This window comes from Albimonas sp. (assembly GCF_055129145.1).
Genome location: NZ_JBSRTQ010000007.1, coordinates 46,807 through 65,076 on the forward strand (window position 1 = coordinate 46,807; position 18,270 = coordinate 65,076).

22 protein-coding genes are annotated in these 18,270 nt (G+C 71.1%); 11 read left to right on the top strand and 11 right to left on the bottom strand.

Translation table 11 applies throughout. From position 1 onward, the window contains the following. Window positions 1–142 precede the first annotated feature (142 nt). The 4 genes from ACTB72_RS02370 to ACTB72_RS02385 all read left to right on the top strand — a co-directional run bounded on the left by ACTB72_RS02370 (window position 143) and on the right by ACTB72_RS02385 (window position 4,028). On the top strand, window positions 143–1,279 hold the full coding sequence (locus ACTB72_RS02370; RefSeq protein ID WP_463035375.1) for an ABC transporter substrate-binding protein: 1,137 nt from the start codon (window positions 143–145) through the stop codon (window positions 1,277–1,279). 110 nt (window positions 1,280–1,389) lie between these two features. Next, window positions 1,390–2,310, top strand: coding sequence for a branched-chain amino acid ABC transporter permease (locus ACTB72_RS02375; protein ID WP_463035376.1), 921 nt, complete (start codon window positions 1,390–1,392; stop codon window positions 2,308–2,310). Beyond that, window positions 2,303–3,289, top strand: a complete 987-nt coding sequence (locus ACTB72_RS02380; RefSeq protein ID WP_463035377.1) for a branched-chain amino acid ABC transporter permease — start codon at window positions 2,303–2,305, stop codon at window positions 3,287–3,289. The genes ACTB72_RS02375 and ACTB72_RS02380 overlap by 8 nt, the downstream gene beginning before the upstream one ends. Beyond that, window positions 3,282–4,028, top strand: a complete 747-nt coding sequence (locus ACTB72_RS02385) for an ABC transporter ATP-binding protein (protein ID WP_463035378.1) — start codon at window positions 3,282–3,284, stop codon at window positions 4,026–4,028. The genes ACTB72_RS02380 and ACTB72_RS02385 overlap by 8 nt, the downstream gene beginning before the upstream one ends. 37 nt (window positions 4,029–4,065) lie before the next feature. On the opposite strand, the gene ACTB72_RS02390 is transcribed toward ACTB72_RS02385, so the two are convergent. The 7 genes from ACTB72_RS02390 to ACTB72_RS02420 all read right to left on the bottom strand — a co-directional run bounded on the left by ACTB72_RS02390 (window position 4,066) and on the right by ACTB72_RS02420 (window position 9,700). Continuing rightward, window positions 4,066–4,416 (bottom strand): tRNA-binding protein, encoded by a 351-nt coding sequence (locus ACTB72_RS02390; protein ID WP_463035379.1) that lies wholly within the window; start codon window positions 4,414–4,416, stop codon window positions 4,066–4,068. 255 nt (window positions 4,417–4,671) lie between these two features. Beyond that, window positions 4,672–5,127, bottom strand: a complete 456-nt coding sequence (locus ACTB72_RS02395; protein WP_463035380.1) for a phasin family protein — start codon at window positions 5,125–5,127, stop codon at window positions 4,672–4,674. A gap of 135 nt (window positions 5,128–5,262) precedes the next feature. Next, complete coding sequence (locus tag ACTB72_RS02400) at window positions 5,263–6,237, bottom strand: DUF6635 family protein (protein WP_463035381.1); 975 nt, start codon at window positions 6,235–6,237, stop codon at window positions 5,263–5,265. A gap of 66 nt (window positions 6,238–6,303) precedes the next feature. Continuing rightward, on the bottom strand, window positions 6,304–7,140 hold the full coding sequence (gene proC / locus ACTB72_RS02405; RefSeq protein ID WP_463035382.1) for a pyrroline-5-carboxylate reductase: 837 nt from the start codon (window positions 7,138–7,140) through the stop codon (window positions 6,304–6,306). Window positions 7,141–7,211: 71 nt separating this feature from the next. Continuing rightward, window positions 7,212–7,715 (bottom strand): type III secretion system chaperone family protein, encoded by a 504-nt coding sequence (locus tag ACTB72_RS02410; protein WP_463035383.1) that lies wholly within the window; start codon window positions 7,713–7,715, stop codon window positions 7,212–7,214. A gap of 630 nt (window positions 7,716–8,345) precedes the next feature. Further along, window positions 8,346–9,014 (bottom strand): response regulator, encoded by a 669-nt coding sequence (locus ACTB72_RS02415; RefSeq protein ID WP_463035397.1) that lies wholly within the window; start codon window positions 9,012–9,014, stop codon window positions 8,346–8,348. An 86-nt stretch (window positions 9,015–9,100) separates the two neighbouring features. Further along, entirely contained in the window at window positions 9,101–9,700 is a 600-nt protein-coding gene (locus ACTB72_RS02420) for a MarR family winged helix-turn-helix transcriptional regulator (protein ID WP_463035384.1), read from the bottom strand. A gap of 216 nt (window positions 9,701–9,916) precedes the next feature. On the opposite strand from ACTB72_RS02420, the gene ACTB72_RS02425 reads away from it, so the two are divergent. The 6 genes from ACTB72_RS02425 (at window position 9,917) to ACTB72_RS02450 (ending at window position 14,417) form a co-directional block, all read left to right on the top strand. Beyond that, the gene (locus ACTB72_RS02425) at window positions 9,917–10,792 is read left to right on the top strand and encodes a branched-chain amino acid aminotransferase (RefSeq protein ID WP_463035398.1); all 876 of its coding nucleotides are present in this window, start codon (window positions 9,917–9,919) and stop codon (window positions 10,790–10,792) included. A 254-nt stretch (window positions 10,793–11,046) separates the two neighbouring features. Next, window positions 11,047–11,958 (top strand): DUF3108 domain-containing protein, encoded by a 912-nt coding sequence (locus tag ACTB72_RS02430; RefSeq protein ID WP_463035385.1) that lies wholly within the window; start codon window positions 11,047–11,049, stop codon window positions 11,956–11,958. Window positions 11,959–12,321: 363 nt separating this feature from the next. Continuing rightward, the gene (gene rsfS, locus ACTB72_RS02435) at window positions 12,322–12,708 is read left to right on the top strand and encodes a ribosome silencing factor (RefSeq protein WP_463035399.1); all 387 of its coding nucleotides are present in this window, start codon (window positions 12,322–12,324) and stop codon (window positions 12,706–12,708) included. 139 nt (window positions 12,709–12,847) lie between these two features. After that, complete coding sequence (gene rlmH / locus ACTB72_RS02440) at window positions 12,848–13,318, top strand: 23S rRNA (pseudouridine(1915)-N(3))-methyltransferase RlmH (RefSeq protein ID WP_463035386.1); 471 nt, start codon at window positions 12,848–12,850, stop codon at window positions 13,316–13,318. 109 nt (window positions 13,319–13,427) lie between these two features. Beyond that, window positions 13,428–13,733: a hypothetical protein gene (locus ACTB72_RS02445; protein ID WP_463035387.1), complete on the top strand. Its 306-nt coding sequence runs from the start codon at window positions 13,428–13,430 to the stop codon at window positions 13,731–13,733. Window positions 13,734–13,832: 99 nt separating this feature from the next. Beyond that, window positions 13,833–14,417, top strand: coding sequence for a septation protein A (locus tag ACTB72_RS02450; RefSeq protein WP_463035388.1), 585 nt, complete (start codon window positions 13,833–13,835; stop codon window positions 14,415–14,417). Window positions 14,418–14,459: 42 nt separating this feature from the next. Here the strand turns inward: ACTB72_RS02450 and ACTB72_RS02455 are convergent, their stop codons facing one another. From ACTB72_RS02455 to ccmC, 3 genes are read right to left on the bottom strand one after another with little or no spacing between them, the layout of a single operon-like run. Continuing rightward, window positions 14,460–15,026: a DsbE family thiol:disulfide interchange protein gene (locus tag ACTB72_RS02455; protein WP_463035389.1), complete on the bottom strand. Its 567-nt coding sequence runs from the start codon at window positions 15,024–15,026 to the stop codon at window positions 14,460–14,462. Next, complete coding sequence (ccmD, locus tag ACTB72_RS02460) at window positions 15,023–15,211, bottom strand: heme exporter protein CcmD (protein WP_463035390.1); 189 nt, start codon at window positions 15,209–15,211, stop codon at window positions 15,023–15,025. The genes ACTB72_RS02455 and ccmD overlap by 4 nt, the downstream gene beginning before the upstream one ends. Continuing rightward, on the bottom strand, window positions 15,208–15,954 hold the full coding sequence (gene ccmC / locus ACTB72_RS02465) for a heme ABC transporter permease CcmC (RefSeq protein WP_463035391.1): 747 nt from the start codon (window positions 15,952–15,954) through the stop codon (window positions 15,208–15,210). The genes ccmD and ccmC overlap by 4 nt, the downstream gene beginning before the upstream one ends. Window positions 15,955–16,121: 167 nt before the next feature. On the opposite strand from ccmC, the gene ACTB72_RS02470 reads away from it, so the two are divergent. Continuing rightward, window positions 16,122–17,012 (top strand): DUF1194 domain-containing protein, encoded by an 891-nt coding sequence (locus ACTB72_RS02470; RefSeq protein ID WP_463035392.1) that lies wholly within the window; start codon window positions 16,122–16,124, stop codon window positions 17,010–17,012. A 7-nt stretch (window positions 17,013–17,019) separates the two neighbouring features. On the opposite strand, the gene ACTB72_RS02475 is transcribed toward ACTB72_RS02470, so the two are convergent. Continuing rightward, a partial coding sequence (locus ACTB72_RS02475) for a glycosyltransferase family 2 protein (protein WP_463035393.1) occupies window positions 17,020–18,270 on the bottom strand: 1,251 nt, incomplete at its 5' end.

Sequence of the window (18,270 nt, forward strand, 5' to 3'; positions counted from 1 at the left end):
GGTTCGCACCCGCCCTACGACGCGTCGGGCGCCGTGCGAAAGAGTTGGGCCTCGCGCCGCGACAAGCGCGCGACCCCGGCTTTCCCCGCCCCGATTTTTGGTGTCATCTCCCATGAACCATCGCTGCAGGGAGCCGCACCTCATGAAAACGCTCGTCGCCGCCGCCGTCGCGGCCATCCTCGCCGCCGCTCCGGCGCTCGCGGAAACCAGGATCGGCCTGATCACCACGCTGACCGGGGGCGGCTCGCATCTGGGCATCGACACCCGCGACGCCTTCATGCTGGCCATCGAGCAGGCCGGGCGCGACGACGTGACGGTGATCGAGAAGGACGACGCGCAGAAGCCGGACGTGGCCAAGAGCCTTTCCGACGAGCTGATCCAGAAGGACAAGGTGCAGATCCTGACCGGGATCATCTGGTCCAACCTCGCCATGGCGGTGGCGCCCGGTGCGGTGCGGCAGGGGGTGTTCTACATCTCGCCGAACGCCGGCCCGTCGGCGCTGGCCGGCAAGGGCTGCCATGAGAACTATTTCAACGTCGCCTACCAGAACGACAACCTGCACGAGGCGATGGGCGCCTACATGAAGGAGCAGGGGCTGAAGGCGCCCTTCATCCTCGCGCCCAACTATCCCGCGGGCAAGGACAGCCTGACCGGGTTCAAGCGCCTCTACGAAGGCGAGCCGGCGGCGGAGGTCTACACCCAGCTCGGCCAGACCGACTACGCGGCGGAGATCGCGCAGATCCGCGCCTCGGGCGCCGACTCGGTGTTCTTCTTCCTGCCGGGCGGCATGGGCATCGCCTTCATGAAGCAGTACGCGGCGGCGGGGGTGGACATCCCGGTCTACGGCCCGGCCTTCTCCTTCGACGAGATCATTCTGGGCGCGGTCGGCGATGCGGCGATCGGGGTGAAGAACACCGCCGAGTGGACGCATGACCTGGACGTGCCGGCCTCCAAATCCTTCGTGGCGGCGTTCGAGGAGAAGTTCGGCCGGGTGCCGACGATCTATGCGGGTCAGGGCTACGACACCGCGCGGCTGATCCTGGCGGCGCTGGACAAGGCCGACCCGGCGACGGATCCGGACGGGTTCCGGGCGGCGCTGGAGGCGGCGGAGTTCGACTCGATCCGCGGAACCTTCAAGTTCGGGCCGAACCATCACCCGATCCAGGATATTTACGTGCGCGAGGTGGTGGCCGGGCCGAACGGCAAGCCGACCAACAAGCTGCTGGGCGTGGCGCTGAAGGACCATGGCGACGCCTACGCGGCCGAGTGCCAGATGTGAGCTGAACCGGGGGCGGCCGGCTTCGGCCGGGCGCTCCCCACCCCCCCCTTCGCGGGGACGCGCGGGCGGGACCCGCCTGACGACCCTCCAACCTTTCCGATGAGGCCCGAATGACGCTGGCGCTGCTGGTGGAGCAGATACTCAACGGCGTGCAGCTGGGCGTGATGCTGTTCCTGACCGCTGCCGGGCTGACGCTGGTCTTCGGGGTGATGGGGCTGATCAACCTCGCCCATGGGTCGTTGTACATGACCGGGGCGTTCGTCTGCGCCTGGGTGGCGGGAACGACGGGGTCGTTCTGGCTGGGGCTCGGCGTCGGGGCGCTGGCGGCGGCGGCGGCCGGGGCGGTGGTCGAGGTGCTGGTGCTGCGCCGGCTCTATGACCGCGATCATCTCGATCAGGTGCTGGCGACCTTCGCGCTGATTCTGGTGTTTTCGGAAGGTGCGCGCTGGATCTTCGGGCCGCAGCCGATGTGGCTGGACGCGCCGGCGGCGCTGTCGGGCGCCGTGGCGCTGCCGGGCGGGGCGGCCTACCCGGTTTACCGGCTGGCGATCATCGGGGCGGGGATCGGGGCGGCGGTGCTGCTGTGGGGGCTGATCTCGCGCACAAGGCTCGGCATGCGGATCCGGGCGGGGGAGAGCGACCGGGAGATGATCGGGGCGCTCGGCGTCGATATCCGCACGCTCTACACGCTGGTCTTCGCGCTGGGCGCGGGGCTGGCGGGGTTCGCCGGCGCCATGGTCGGGGCGTTGCAGTCGGTGCAGGTGGGAATGGGCGAGCCGGTGCTGATCCTCGCCTTCGTGGTGATCGTGATCGGGGGCATCGGCTCGGTGAAAGGCGCCTTCGTGGGGGCGCTGCTGGTGGGCGTCGTGGACACGATGGGACGGGTGCTGCTGCCGATGGGGTTTTCGCATGTCATGCCGCCGTCGGAGGCGTCGGGGGTCGGTGCGGCGCTCGCCTCGATGCTGATCTACGTGCTGATGGCGGGCGTGCTGGTGTGGCGGCCGCAGGGGCTGTTTCCCGCGAATGGCTGACCGTCGCGAGATTTTCGTGAGCCTCGCGCTGCTGGCGGCGCTGGCGGGGGTCGCGGTCTGGGCGGCGGCGGCGGGGGAGCCGTATTACGTCAACCTCGCCTCGCGGATCGCGATCCTCGGGCTGGCGGGGGTGGGGCTGAACCTGGCGCTGGGGTTCGGGGGGATGGTGAGCTTCGGGCATGCGGCGTTCTTCGGGATCGGCGGCTACGCCTGCGGGATCATCGCCTGGCATGCGGGGAACTACGAGCCGATCCTGACCTGGCCCTTCGGGATGGAGGGGACGGACCGGATGCTGCCGATCTGGGCGGTGGCCGCCGGGGTCAGCGGGGTGGTCGCCGCGGGGATCGGGGCGCTGAGTCTGCGGACCTCAGGCGTCTATTTCATCATGATCACGCTGGCCTTCGCGCAGATGATCTTCTGGTTCGCGATCTCCTGGCCGGCTTATGGCGGGGCCGACGGGCTTTCGATCTACGTCAAGAACGGGTTTCCGGGGCTGGATCCCTATGACCCGCTCAGCTTCTTCGGGCTGGCTTTCGGGGCGCTGCTGATCGCGCTGGGGGTCTCGGGGCGGCTGCTCGGGTCCCGGTTCGGGGCGGCGCTGACCATGGCGCGGCTGAACCCGGTGCGGCTGGCGACCGCGGGGATCGACCCGTTTCCGGTGCGGCTGACGGCCTTCGTGATCTCGGCGGTGATCACCGGCTGGGCAGGGGCGCTTTATGCGGACCTGAACGGGTTCGTGAGCCCCTCGATGCTGTCCTGGCACCTGTCGGGGGAGCTGATCGTCTTCGTCATCCTCGGCGGCGTCGGGCGGCTGGTCGGGCCGGTGGCGGGAGCCGCGGCCTATGTGGCGCTGGAGACCTTCGTGGGCGGGGCGACGGAGCGGTGGCCGTTGATTCTGGGCCTCGCCCTGCTGGGCGTGGTGCTGTTCGCCCGCGGCGGGATCATGGGCGCGCTGGCCGGGAGGGCGCGGCATGGGTGAGCCGGCGCTCGCGGTCGAGGGGCTTTGCAAGGCGTTCGGCGGGCTGACCGCCACGGACGGCGTGAGCCTGGATCTTCGCCCCGGAGAGATCCATGCGCTGATCGGGCCGAACGGGGCCGGCAAATCCACGCTGATCGGCCAGATCGCCGGCTGGATCGCCCCGGATGCGGGACGGGTGCGGCTGGGCGGGCGGGATGTGACGGGCTTGGGCGTGGCCGAGCGGGCGCGACTGGGATTGGGGCGGTCGTTCCAGGTCTCGTCGCTGGCCCCGCCGCTGTCGGCGCGGCGCAACGTGATGCTGGCGGCGCAGGCGCGGCAGGGGTCGTCCTTCCGCTTCTGGCGTCAGGTGGGCCGCGACCGGGGGCTGATCGCGGCGGCGGATGCGGCGCTGGCGCGGGTCGGCATGGGCGCGCGGGGCGAAGTTCCGACCGCGGAGCTCTCCCACGGGGAACGCCGGCTGGTCGAGGTCGCCTGCGCGCTGGCGCTGGGGCCGCGCGCGCTGCTGCTCGACGAGCCGATGGCGGGACTGGGCGCCGAGGGCTCCGGCGCGCTGGCCGACCTGCTGGAGACGCTGAAGGCCGAGGCTCCGATCCTGCTTGTGGAACACGACATGGACGCGGTGTTCCGGCTGGCCGACCGGGTGTCGGTGCTGGTCGCGGGGCGGGTGATCGCCTCGGGGCCGGTGGCGGAGATCCGGGCGGATCCGGAAGTGCGGCGGGCGTATCTGGGCGAGGATTGAGGGCGGGGGCGCCCGGGAAGGCGGGTTTGCACCCGCCCTACGACATGCGGGCGCCGAGCGGGACCTCGTGGTCGGGGGCGATCAGGACCACGCCGGCGGCGTCATGGGCGCCGAGGATCAGAACCTCGGACCGCACCGGGCCGATCTGGCGGGGCGGAAAATTGACCACGCCCATCACCTGGCGGCCGACCAACCCTTCGGGCGTGTAATGCGCGGTGATCTGGGCGGAGCTTTTGCGCTCCCCGATCTCGGGTCCGAAATCGACCCAGAGCTTTATCGCGGGCTTGCGCGCCTCCGGAAACGGCTCGGCGCGGGTGATGCGGCCGACGCGGATGTCGATCTTCATGAAATCGTCGAAGCTGATCTCGGGGCTGGCGGCGTCGGACATAAGGATCTCCCGTGGGAACGTTCGGGAGACCCTTATGCCGGGACGGAGCGCGCGCGGGCAAGCCGCGGCGGCGTCGCCCACCGGCCGTCGCGGTCTGCGAGGACCCCGCGGGCCGGGCCTTGAGTCGAAGAGGCCGCCTGCGAGGGAGGACGCAGGCGGCCAGGCCGGGCGGGGGCTCACGGGGAGGCGGAGCGCTCCCGCCCGACGGTCTTCGGATGGGCGTCGGCGCGGGCGATCAGGCCTGCGCCGGAGGGGTCATTCGGCCTTGGCGGCCATCGCCTTGAGCTCTTCGATCGAGTCTTCGATACGGGTCTTGATGATCTCGAAGGCCTCGGTGTTGGCTTTCTTGGCGGTGTCGGTCAGCTCGGTCAGCGAGGCGAGCGCCTTCTCGTAGCCGGTCTTCATCTGCTCGACCTGGGACTTGAAGCTCTCCGGGGTCGGCTGCTCCATCTTCAGGTCGGTGAACTGCGCCTGCACGGCGGACATGTTCTCTTCGAACATGGCGACCTGGCGCTTGAAGATCTCCTGGTAGCCGGCGGCGGCGGCCTTGTTGGCCTCCACGAGCGCTTCCATGTTCTTCTTCTGCGCCTCGGCCACCGACTTCATGTCGAAGACGGGCATCTTGGCGGATTCGAAGAACTTGGTGAAGTCGGCGGTCTTGAACATCTCGGACATCTTGTCGGCGTCGAAACCATAAAACTTGTCGAACATGAGGGTCGCTCCTTGAGGTGTTTCCTGCGCGGTCGGGCGCTGTTCCTCGCGCCCCTTGGCATGACCGACATATGGTGCAACGCAACACGCACGTCAAGAGTTTTGTGCAGTGCACCATAAATTTCTGACCTTGCGTCAGCCTCGCGCGAGGCGGAGCGCGGCGGCCGCAGCGTCCGACAGGTCGAAGAGCCGGGCGAGGTAATGTTCGCGGGCCGCGAAGCCGGGACCGGACTTGGCCAGGAACTCGGATTCCATGGAGTCGATCAGGCGCAGCAGGCGGCGGCGATGGATGCCGAGCTTGGACTGGACCGGGTCGGCGACGACGCCGGCGAAGGCGGCGAGCAGCGCCCCCGCCCCGGCGAGCGCGACGGTGGAGGCGCCGACCAGCGCCGGGGACGCGGCGGCGGGGAAGGCGGAATACCACAGCGACCCCGCGGCCCCGCCGAGCGGGAAGGCGGCGACGGCGGCGTTATGGGCGAGGGTGGCGGCGAGGGCCGGGCCCAGCGAGATCGCGCCGGGGGTGAGCTTGGAGAAGACGGCGGCGCCGGCGCCCATGGTGGTGAGGGCGGCGGTCATCTCGGCCACCGCGGACCGGGTCCCGACATATTCGTCGAGGTCGTCGCCCCCGCGTGCGGCCCTGGCGACGGCGAGCGCGGGCAGCGCGGCGCGGACGTCCGGATCGGCGAGGATCGCTTCGGCGAGCGCGTCGCGCCGTGAGGGCGCGGCGGCGTCGCCTTGCCAGGGAAGTTCCAGGAGGTCGGCGATCACCGCGCGCTCCACCGCCCGGGCGACGTCGGTGCGCAGCGCGAGGTTGCGCGAGCCCAGCCAGTCGCCCGCGCGCCGCGCGCCGAGGCGGCGGAGGCCGCCGCCGCCCAGACGGGCGAGCACGTGGATCGGGGCGAGCGCGATGTTGGCGGGGGCGCGGGCGATGTCCCAGCCCAGCGCCGCGCGGTGCAGGCGGAGCGTGCCGCGCAGGTGGAACCAGCGGGCGACGAACGGGTCGACGCGGGCGCGGCGGCTGTCGAAATAGGCGCGCGCGGCGGTCTCGATCGCCGCACGCAGGGCGGCTTCCTCGGCCTCGGTCCGGCTCGGCGCGTCGTGCTCGCTCATGTCCTCGCCCCTTCGAAACGCCCCCCCCTCGGCATATCGGGGAGGGGGGGCGCAGGGACAAGGTGCTCAGCCCGCGAGTTCGCGGGACCGGTCGGCGGCGGCGGCGACGCCGCGGGTCATCAGCTGGGTCATGCCGGTGGTTTCGTCCATCAGCACCGCCAGCGCCGCGGCGGTGGTGCCGTTGGGGGAGGTGACGTTGATGCGCAGCTGGGCGGCGGTCTCGTCCGACTGGAAGGCGAGTTCGCCGGCCCCGCAGACGGTGGCGCGGGCGAGCTGCATGGCCAGCGCCTCCGGCAACCCTTGCGCGACGCCGGCGGCGGCCATCGCCTCGATCATGTGGAAGACATAGGCGGGGCCGGAGCCGGAGACGCCGGTGACGGCGTCGATCTGGCCCTCTTCCGTGAGCCGCACGGTGACGCCGATGGCCGACAGCAGGGCCTCGGCCAGGTCCACGTCGGAGGACGAGGCGTGGGCGTTGCCGATCACCGCGGTGATGCCGCGGCCGACGGCGGCGGGGGTGTTGGGCATCGCGCGCACGATCGGGACCGCGCCGAACATCTTTTCGAAGGTCCGGATCGGGGTGCCGGCCGCGATGGAGATGTAGAGGGTTCCTCCCGAGGCGAGCGCCGCGACCTGGGGCGCGGCCGCCTCCATCATCTGCGGCTTCACCGCGAGCAGGCAGACGGAGGCTTCGGGGATCGAGGCCGGGTTCAGCTTCAGCCCCTGCGCTTCCAGCGCCTTCAGACGGTCCGAGGGGTTGGGGTCGATCACGGTCACGGCGGCGGGCGCGAGGCCGCCGGCGAGCCAGCCGTCCAGCATCGCCCCGCCCATCTTGCCGCAGCCGAGCAGGACGAGCCCCTTGGGCAGGCGGGATGAGAGGTCGGGCGCGTCGGCGTCGGTCATTCGGTGGTTCCCCTTGCCGCCCGGCCGGATGGATCGGGCCTCCGCCCGGGCGGCGATGGGACGGGGGCCGGTCAGGCGCGACCGTAGGCCCCGGAGATGGCGATTTCCAGCGCCTCCTCCGCCGGACTGTCGCCCCAGCACACCAGCTGGAACGCCGGGTAGAAGCGTTCCGAGGCGTCGATGGCCGCCTTCATCATCGCCTCCACCTGCCCCGCCGTGGCGCAGCCGCCGCCGGCCATGACCAGGCCGTAGCGATAGACCATCAGCTTGTGTTCGGCCCAGAACGAGAACGCCCCGCCCCAGAGCTGGTCATTGGCCTTGTCGAGGATCTTGTAGAGCTCCGGCAGGCGCGCCTCGGGCGGGTCCATGTCGAAGGTCGAGACAAGCCGCAGCATGTCGTCATGGGCCGACCAGGCCAGAGACAGGGAATAGGTTCGCCAGTTGCCCTCTACGGCCATGGCGATCTGGTCGTCGGCCACCCGGTCGAAATCCCAGTCCCGGCGCTCCGCCAGGGTCTCGATCAGGTCGATCGGATGCAGGTCTTCCGTGGAAAGATCGTGCTCGAGCGCGTCCATGCCTCGTGCTCCTCCGAATTGTGGAGCCCCTGGCGGGATTGCCCCGCAAGGGGCTGAGAGGATGCGTTGTGGTGGGGGGGTTGGGCGTCCCCACTACGAGATATGGTGACTGAAGATGATTCGCGGCGCCAGCGAAAAATAGCGGCGGAGCGGGCCGGGTTTCGGCGACCCGGAGGCCGGTGCGCAGCGGCCGGGGCGTTTCGGATTCGGGAGGCGGCGGCGGGCGCCGCGGCGTCCGGTTTGGGTCGCCATTCGAGACGGATTGTTTCCACTTGGCCGCGACGCCCACCGTTCGCCCCGCGGGTCGGGCGACAAGCCGTCGCGGCGCGAGGGTTTCGGCCTGGATCAGGCCGGATGAACGGATCGCGCCCCACTGTCGCCCGATTCGTCGCCTCCTGTCCTTTTCGGATCGCGGCCATCGGATCAGTGGCGGCGTCAGTTCGGAGCTGTGCGCGGCGCTTGCGCCCCAGGCTCCGGATTGCCCGGGCTCGGCGGAAAGTCTCCGTGTTGGAGATGCGTGTCGTCGACCCCCCCGGGTCAGGTCTCTCTCCGATGTCCTCGACTGGGGTCGGACATCGGAGAGAGGAACCTGCCCCGGCCCCCACTCTCTCTCCCGTCCTCTCTCGAGCGTCAGTCGGGCGCCAGCATGTAGCCGGAGCCGCGCACCGTCTGCAGATAGCGCGGCGCGCGGGGATCGGCCTCGATCTTGCGGCGCAGGCGGGTGACCTGCACGTCCACGGCGCGTTCCTGCGCGTCGTCCATCTCGGCCAGCAGGGTCAGGCGGTCCACCGGCATGTGGGGCGTGCGGGCGAAGATCCGCATCAGCGCCGCCTCGGTCGACGTCAGGCGGATCGGCGCGTCGCCGCGCCACAGCTCCCCCCGGGTCACGTCATAACGCACCGCGCCGAGGCTGAGGCTGCGCGGCCCCTCGGGCCGTGGCGCGGGGGGCTGGGTGCGGCGCAGGATGGCGCCGATGCGCAGCAGCAGCTCCCGCGGCTCGAACGGTTTGGCGAGATAGTCGTCGGCCCCCTGTTCAAGCCCGGCGATGCGGTCCTCGGCCTCGCCGCGCGCGGTGAGCAGCAGGATCGGGGTGGGGATCCGGGGGCGCACGTCGCGGGTGAAGCTGAGGCCGTCCTCGCCCGGCATCATCACGTCGACCACCAGCAGGTCGAATTCAAGCCCGGCCAGCAGGCGGCGCGCCTGCGCCGCGTCGCGCGCCGCGGTGACGTAGAAGCCGGAACGGGTGAGGTAGCGTTTCAGAAGGGTGCGGATCCGCTCGTCGTCGTCGACCACGAGAATATGGGCGTTCGGCCCCTCGGACGGTGCGGGAGCGGGCGGGACGACGGGCGCGGGAACCTCGGGATCCGCGATGTTCTCCCGGTCGCTCACGTCTGCCCCTGGTCGTTGACCAGCGCCAGCACCGCATCGCGCCCGCCTTCGTCGACCATGCCCGCCAGCACGGTCTTGAACCCCTGCACGGCCTCGGCCCCCGCCTCCATGAACACCCTGCGCATCCTCGCATTCTGCGCCTCGGAGATGGAACGGACAAGCGTCTCCCCCTCCGGCGTCAGGGTGAGCAGGCGCTGGCGGCGGTCGGTGCGCCCGACCACCGACAGGATCAGCCCGTCGTCCACCAGCTGGCGCAGCACCCGGTTGAGCGACTGCTTGGTGACGGCGAGCGTCGCCAGCAGGTCGGTGACCGACATGCCGGGCCGGCGCCAGACGAAATGCAGGCAGCGGTGATGGGCCCGGCCGTAGCCGCGGGATTCGAGCACCTTGTCGGCGTCGGCGATCATGTCGCGATAGGCGAAGAACATCAGCTCCACCCCCTGCCGCAGCTGGCCGTCGGTGAGAAACAGCAGCTGGTCGCCGCGCGTCAGTCCCGCGCGTCGCGACGGGCGGGGGGTCGGTCCGTCGTCGTCGCCGCCGCCGCCGCCCGATGAGGCGGAGGAGCCGGAAACGGGGGAGCCTTTGGCGGGGCGCATGCTGGGGTCCGATCTGCTCATGGCGGAATTTTACGTCAGCCTTGTTGACGGGCCAAGCGCGTAATGCTAGCCCTGCGACCGCTCTGGACGAAATAATATTTCTCCGGGCGCCGCAACCGCGAAACAAACCGGATTCGAGACGGGGTTGTCGCAGGAGGCGGGACGTTCAACCGGCTGCGCGCCAGGCGTGCGGCGAGACGAGAATGGATGACTCCGATGGCTGGGGCCTATGACGATCGCGACGGTCACATCTGGATGGATGGCGCGCTGGTGCCGTGGCGCGAGGCCAAGGTCCACGTACTGACCCACGCGCTCCACTACGCCTCGGCCGTGTTCGAGGGCGAGCGCTGCTATGGCGGGACCATCTTCCGCGGGCATGAGCATTCCGAGCGCCTGCTGGCCTCGGCCGCGGCGCTGGACATCCCCACGCGCTGGACCGCCGACGACATCGACGCCGCCAAGGAGCTGACCCTGAAGGCCAACGGCCTGACCGACGGCTATGTGCGCGCCCTGATGTGGCGCGGCTCGGGCGAGGACATGGGGGTCGCGGCGGCGCTGAACCCGGTGCATCTGTCGGTCGCGGTCTGGGAATGGGGCGCCTACTATGGCGACGCCAAGACCAAGGGCGCGAAGCTCGACATCTCCAAGTGGAAGCGGCCGTCGCCGGAGACGATCCCCTGCCATGCCAAGGCCTCGGGCCTCTACATGATCTGCACCCAGGCCAAGCACCAGGCGCAGGCGCGCGGCTGCTCGGACGCGCTGATGATGGACTATCGCGGCTACGTGGCCGAGGCGACGGGCGCCAACATCTTCTTCGTGAAGGACGGCAAGGTGCACACGCCGACGCCGGACTGCTTCCTCAACGGCCTGACCCGGCAGACGGTGATCGGGCTGCTGAAGGAGAACGGGGTCGAAGTGGTCGAGCGGCACATCATGCCCGACGAGCTCGAGGGCTTCGAGCAGTGCTGGCTGACCGGCACCGCCGCCGAGGTGACCCCGGTGGGGCAGATCGGCGACTACACTTTCGAGGTCGGCGCGATGGCGGTGGATATCGCCACCCAGTACGAGAATCTGGTGCGCGGCAAACGCTGAGACAGGCGTCCCTGAGGGGGCGCGTCGACCATCGGCCCCAGCGGGGCGCGTGGAGCATCGCGAAGAGGCCGGGGGCGGAACCGCCTCCGGCCTTTTTTGGCTCAGGAGTGCTTTCGGGGTTCGCGCGATCCCTCCGGCCTCCGCCCGGATCGCGATCGCGCGAGGCGGCGGGCGACGCGCTTGCCGGCCCCGCCCGGCGGGCCACTTGACCAGGGATGGAACGACATGACGCCGGGCCCGACGGGAGACAGCAGATGACCCAGCCGCATCGCGCGCGCAGGACCGGAACCGCGGGGGCCCGCATCGCGCTGGGGCTCTCGGCGGCGCTGGCCGGCGGGATCGGGCCGGGGACCGCGCAGGAGGCGGCGCCGCGCGATCAGCGGCTGGTGTTTCACCTCGACTGGGGCCCGGCCCCGCTGGCCCGCATCGAGATGAATATCGTCGAGGACGGCGCGCCCGACGCCCGTCGACGGGTGGCGGAGGCGACCGGCACGCCCGTCGGCCTTGCCGGGATGTTCGCCAGCTTCACCCTCAACCAGCGCGGCCAGAGCCTGCCCGACGGATCGCGCCGCTTCGAGTCCACCACCGATTTCGGCGACGAGCCCGCCATCCGCAGCGTGCGCTGGGCGGGCCCCGACGCCGCGCCGGAAGTGCTGGATGCGGGCCCCCCGCCCGACCGCCCCCTGACCCCGATCCCCGCGGGCGAGCTGGACGACACCATCGATCCGTCCAACGCGGCGCTGTCGCTGCTCGATCAGGTGGCGGCGGGCGAGGGCTGCGACGCCGTCCACCGCCTGTTCGACGGCCTGCGCCGGCTGGACATGACGGTGATCGACGAGGGCGAGGAGATTCTGGCGGGCGATCGCGACTGGACCTATTCCGGCCCCGCCCATCGCTGCCGCATCGAATTCAAGCGGGTCGGCGGCTTTCCTGTGAGCCGGGACCAGGTCGCCGCCGCCCCCCGCTCTGGCCGCGACGGGCCGACGGGGCGGGACGGGGGCGCGGGGCTCGACATCTCCGGTTCGCTCTGGCCCCGCGACGTGCAGGAAAGCGACTATGACCGGGTGCTGTGGCTGGCGGAGCTGCCGGCGGGAATGTCGCCGGTGCGGCTGCGGGTGGAATGGCCGCTGGGCTATGTGACCGCGCGCATCGACCTGAGCGAATGAGCGCGGAGACTCGGTCCCCGCGCCGCGCCCGGCCCCTGCGACCGCCCCCTGCGACCGGGGCCCGCGACACCGGGCCCGCCCCGGCCCGCCCCCCGCCGCCGCGCCCTGTTGGAGGCCGAAACCCCTGCGCCGCCTGCGAATTCACCCCTGCGACAGCCTGCGGTGACGCAGGATGAGGCGCCTGTTGCGCGTATATTGAGCGATTGCCTTTCTTGAGGTATGGTGCTCGCCCATGAGGCCCGCGATCCGGGTTCTCGACACAACCGCGTTGCGGAGGAAACCGATCTGACCGATCTCGCTGGCGCAGGGGCCGATCCCCTGCCGGAGAACACGGACAGGGTGGGCGGCGAAGCGCTGCTCTCCATGATCCTGGGCTCGCTCGAGGACGACAAGGCCGAGGACGTCGTGCAGGCCGATCTGCGCGGAAAGTCCGAAATCGCCGACTACATGGTGATCGCCTCTGGCCGCTCGTCCCGTCAGGTGGCCGCCATCTCGGAAAAGCTGGTCGAAAAGCTCAAGGTGGACGCGAACATTCTCGCGCGCGCCGAAGGCAAGGAAACCGGCGACTGGGTGCTGATCGACGCGGGCGATGTCATCGTCCACGTGTTCCGCCCCGAGGTGCGCGAATTCTACCAGCTCGAAAAGATGTGGCTGCCGGCGGAGGAGGCTTCGCGCCGCGCCGCCGCCCAGGCCGCGGCCCAGCCCGCCGCCATGCCGCCGCAGGCTCCGGGCGCGCGCGCCTACGCCTGACCCGATGCGCCGCCGCGGCTGGACCGCGGCGGCGATCGACTGATTCTCGGCCCGTCGGCGCGCCCCTGCGGCGTGGGCCTGTGGAACGGCTGCTGCGCGACCTTCTCCCCCCATTCAAAAAAACCGGAGGCGCCCGCCTGTGAAGCTGTCGCTGATCGCCGTCGGCCGCGCGCGCGGCGGGCCTGAGGCGGAGCTCGTCTCCGACTACCTCGCCCGCTTCGAGCGGACCGCGAAGCCGCTGGGCTTCGGCCCCTGCCGCCTGGCGGAGGTCGAGGACAAGCGCGGCCGCGGTCCGGAGGCGGAGTCGGCGCTGGTGCTGGGCGCGGTCCCCGACGGCGCGGCGCTGATCGCGCTGGACGAGCGGGGGCGGCAGATGTCCTCCCCCGATTTCGCGGCGCTGCTGGCGCGCTGGCGGGACGAGGGGCGGCGGGATTGCGCGCTGGCCATCGGCGGCGCGGACGGCCATGCGCCGGAGCTGCGGGCGCGGGCCGACCTGCTGCTGGGCTTCGGGCCGATGGTCTGGCCGCATATGCTGGTGCGGGTGATGGCGGCGGAGCAGATCTATCGCGCCGCCTCGATTCTGGCGGGCGCGCCTTATCATCGGGCGTGAGACGCGCGGCGATCGCCACGCGCCGCCTGAACTGAAAATGAATAAATCATTGACCTGACATGCGCACCGCCCTATCGCGAGCCGATACGAGATTTGCGGGAGCGTTGTGTTGAGCCTTCATCATCTTCTGGGCGCCGTCGCGCTGCTTGCGGCGCTGGTCGCCGGCCACGGCGCGCAGGCGGATGACGGCGGCGGGGGGCCGATGGCGGCGTTCGAATCGTCGCCCGGCGCCTCCGTCGGCGCCTCCGTCGACGTTGGCGACGACGCGGACGCGACCGGTTTCGCCCCGCTGGGGATGATCGGCGCGACCAGCGGGCCCGGACCTGCGGCCGCGGCGCTGAGCACGGCGCTGCCGCTGCTGGGCGCGGGCCTGGCCGGGCTCGGCCTGATCGCCGGTCGGCGCCGCGTCGTCTGACGCCGCGGCCCGGGCTCCGGGGGATCCGCGGCGCGTCATGATGGGCCGCGCGACGAAGCGCGCTCGACGTCGCGCGGCCGCCGCGCTAGGCAAGGCGCCATGAAAAATGCACCGCGCCCGCTCTCGCCCGTCCTGAAGATCGCGCTCGAATTCGGGCCGCTGGTGCTGTTCTTCATCGTCTATCAACGCTCGGACATCTTCACCGCGACGATGGTGTTCATTCCGGTGATCCTGGCCGCGCTCGCCGCCTCGTGGATCCTGACCCGCCACCTGCCGCGGATGTCGGTGGTGACGGCGGTGGTGGTGGTGGTGTTCGGCGGGCTGACGCTGTGGCTGAAGGACGCCACTTTCATCAAGATGAAGCCGACGATCATCAATTGCCTGTTCGCCTTCGGCCTCGGCTTCGGGCTGTGGCGGGGGCGGAGCTATCTGCGCGACCTGATCGGCGCGGCCCTGCCCCTGACGGACGAGGGCTGGCGGCTGCTGACCCTGCGCTGGATGGGCTGGTTCCTGTTCTGCGCGGTGCTGAACGAGGCGATCTGGCGGACCCAGTCCGAAGAGTTCTGGGTGACCTTCAAGACCTTCGCCAGCCCGGCGCTGACCTTCCTGTTCATGCTGGCGCAGATGCCGTTGCTGAAGAAATACGCGCCGGAAGAGACCGAGACGCCGGGGCCCGACGCCTGAGGGGGAAGGCGGGCTGGCGCCCGCCCTACGCTTGCGGGAGGGTCAGTCCTTGGCGGGAGTCCAGCCGGCGGCGCGCAGCGCGGGGAGGATCTTGGTCTCCAGATCGGTGTTCTGGATCGGGCCGACATGCTTGTAGGTGATGTTGCCTTCATCATCGATCACGAAGGTCTCGGGCACGCCGTAGACCCCCCACTCGATCCCCGTGCGGCCTTTGACGTCGGCGCCGACCTGGTCGAACGGGTCGCCGAGCTCGGCCAGGAAGCCGCGGGCGGACTCTCGCTTGTCCTTGTAATTGATCGCGTCGATGGTGAGGCCCATCGCGGCGAGCTTCATCAGCTCGGGATGCTCGACCCGGCACGGCCCGCACCAGCTCGCCCAGATGTTCACCAGCTTCACGCCCTCGCCCTTCAGCGAGGCGGTGACGAAGTTCGGCGCGCCCTCGCGCAGGCTGGGCAGGTCGAATTCGGGGGCGGGGCGGTCGATCAGAGTGGAGGGCAGCGCGTCCTGGTCGCGGCCGAGCATCTGGTAGGAGAGGCCGGCGAGCGCCAGGAAGGCGAGCAGCGGGAACAGGATCCAGACCGGGAATTTCGCAGGGGACTTCTGGGTCAAGCGACGGGCTCCTGGTCGGCTTCGGCGGGGCGGCGGCGGCCATGGCGGGCTTCGAGCCGGGCGAGCTCGGCCTTGGCCCGCGCGGCGGCGCGAAGCGAGAGCCCGACCACCAGCGCGAGCACCCCGATGGCGACCGCGTAGGAGGCGAGCACATAGGTCCCGTAAGCGCCGAGATCGGGCATCATGCGCCCTCTCCCGCGGCGAGGCGGATGGCGCGGGCGCGGCGCAGGCGGATCTCGGTCCGGACCCGCAGCAGCAGCAGCGCGAGAAACAAAAGGAAGAAGCCGGCGAGCGACAGCACCAGCGGGCGCCAGAACACGTCGGCGACGTTGGTCTCCCGGTCGAGCGACAGCGACGCGCCCTGGTGCAGGCCCTGCGACCAGAACAGCACGGCGTAGCGCGAGACCACGGCGAAGACGGAACCCACGAGGCAAAGGACGGCGGTCAGGTCGGCGGCGGCGTCGGGATCCTCGATGGCCGACCAGAGGGCGGCGTAGCCGACATAGAAGAACATCAGGATCAGGAAAGAGGTCAGCCGCGGATCCCAGGCCCAGGCCGCCCCCCACATCGGCTGGCCCCAGAGGGCGCCGGTGATCAGCGCGATCAGGGTCATCGCCGCCCCGATGGGTGCGGCGGCCTTGGCGGCGAGGGCGGACACGTGGTGGCGGCGGATCAGCCAGATCAGGCTCATCACCGCCATCATGACGTAGATGTTGATCGCCATGGTGGCGGCGGGGACGTGGACGTAGATGATCTTGACGGTGGAGCCCTGGCGGAAATCGTCGGGCGTGCCGAAGAACCCCCAGCCGAGCCCGCCGATCAGAGCGATGGCGGCCAGCGCCGACACCCAAGGCAGAATCGCCCCGCTCAACCGCATGAAGCGGGCGGGGTTGGCGAATTCCCAGAGACTGCGGATCCGGCCTGCCATGATGCGTGCTTAGCCGCGGCGCGACGCTCAGGCAATGCCGCGGGGATGAAACCCGCGTCACGAGCCGGCGAGGCAGGCGGGAGAGGGGCCCGGGGCGTGACGCCGCGTTCCACGGTCCGGGGCTCAACCTCGTTGCCGGAATCCCCGGGCGGCGCCTATCGTGAGGGATGAGCCGCCGCCTGCCCCCTGTCGCCCTGGCCGCCGCCCTGGGCATGTTCGCCGGTCTCGCGCCCGGGGCGGCGGCGACGCTGGATGCGGCGGGGCGCCCCCCGACGCTCGAGGTCGACATGGAGCTGATCCTCGCCGTCGACATCTCGCGCTCCATGGACATCGAGGAGCTGCGCCTGCAGCGCGACGGCTATGTGCGGGCGCTGCGCGATCCCGACGTGATCGCGGCGGCGCGGGGCGGGCTGCTGGGGCGAATCGCGGTGCTCTATTTCGAATGGGCCGGGCCGAATTCGCGCAACGTCATCGGCGGCTGGACCCTGATCGAGGATGCCCAAGGGGCCGAAGCCCTGGCGGAGGCGCTGGAGGCGGGGCCGATCACGGCCGCGGTGGGCACCTCGATCTCCGGCGCGCTGGACTGGGCGGCGGGGGAGTTCGACCGCAACGCCTATGAGGGACTGCGCCGGGTCATCGACATCTCGGGCGACGGGCCCAACAACTCGGGCGCGGGGGTGGAGGCGGCGCGGGACGCGGCGGTGGCCCGCGGGGTGACCATCAACGGGCTGCCGGTGATGCTGAAGGCGCGGGACGGGCCGTTCAGCCTGCGCGATCTGGACATCTATTACGAGGACTGCGTGATCGGCGGGCCGCTGAGCTTCGTGCTGCCGTTATATGACTCGGCCCGGTTCGCGGAAACGATCCGGCGCAAGCTGATTCTCGAGATCGCCGGCGAGCCGCCGCCCCCGGTTTTCGCACCCGGGATCCACGATACGCCGCAGGCGATCCCGGCGCAGGCGGGGCTCGGGGGGGCGACGACGGCGAAGCGGATCGACTGCTTCGTGGGCGAGAACCGGCGTCGCCGCTGGATGGAGAATGGCGGCTGGGAATGGTGAGCGCGGCTCAGCCCTTGCGCGCCATCACCGGCGCCCCGGCGCCATGCTCGGTCTTGTCCCACCACATCGGGGCGACCACCGCCTCGGCCAGGCTCTTGATCGCCGAGAGGGTCGCGAGCGGCCAGTAGAACGGCAGGGTCAGGGTCCAGACCGCGAGGTCGAGCCGCCTGGCGCGCCGCAATCCCTCCAGCGCCGCGGCCAGCATCACCAGTTGCCCGACATGCAGCGCGATCAGCAGGGCCACGACCACCGACTCCGGCAGCGCCGTGGCGTCGAAGCCGCGCTCGTAAAATCCCCAGGCGAACCAGGCGGTCCACAGCAGCGGCTGGCCGAGAAAGGCCGAGGCGGCGCCGATGAAATGCGCCTGGAAGCCGAGGAAGCCGACCGGCCCCAGCTCCCGCCACAGCCGCAGCGGCGCGCGCATATGGGTCATCCAGGTGTGGAGATAGCCCTTCTGCCAGCGGGAGCGCTGCCGGATCCAGGCGACGGGGCGGGAGACGGCCTCCTCCTGCGTGTCCGAATCGATCAGCCCGGTCTCATAGCCCGCACGGGCGATGCGCAGGCCGAGATCGGCGTCCTCGGTCACGTTCCAGGCGTCCCAGGCGCCCAGCCGCTCCAGCGCCCGGCGGCGGAAGAACAGGGAGGTGCCGCCGAGCGGGATCGGGAAGCCCATGCGGCGCATGGCCGGCAGGATCACGTGGAACCACTGGATGTATTCGATGGCGAAGCAGCGCGGCAGCCAGCCGTCGGCGGTGTTGTGGAAGGCGAGCCGGGCCTGCAGGCAGGCGAGCCGCGGGGGCGCGGCGGCGAAGATCTCGGCGGCGCGGCGGATCTGGCCGGGATCGGGGCGGTCCTCGGCGTCGTAGATGCCCACGATCTCGCCCCGCGCGAGGTCGAGCGCGTGGTTCATCGCGCGCGGCTTGGTGCGCGGGCCGCCGGGGGGGGCGGGGATGATGCGCAGCCAGGGCGGCGGGTCGGCGGCGCGGATCGCGGCGGCGGTGGCGAGGTCGTCGTCCTCGAGCGCGATCAGCGCCTCCAGCCGCTCGGGCGGGTAGTCGATGGCGCGCAGCGCGGCGATCAGGCCGGGGGCGGCGGCGGGCTCGCGGTAGAGCGGCGCCATGAGGGTGACCATGGGCAGGATGGCGCCGGCGGGGGCCGGCGGGGCGGCGGGGCCCGGATGCGGGAAGGCGGGCGGGTCGGAGGGCCGGCGGAAGGGGGAGGCGGCGACGGGGTCGCCGCGCCGGGTCAGGGGTGCGGG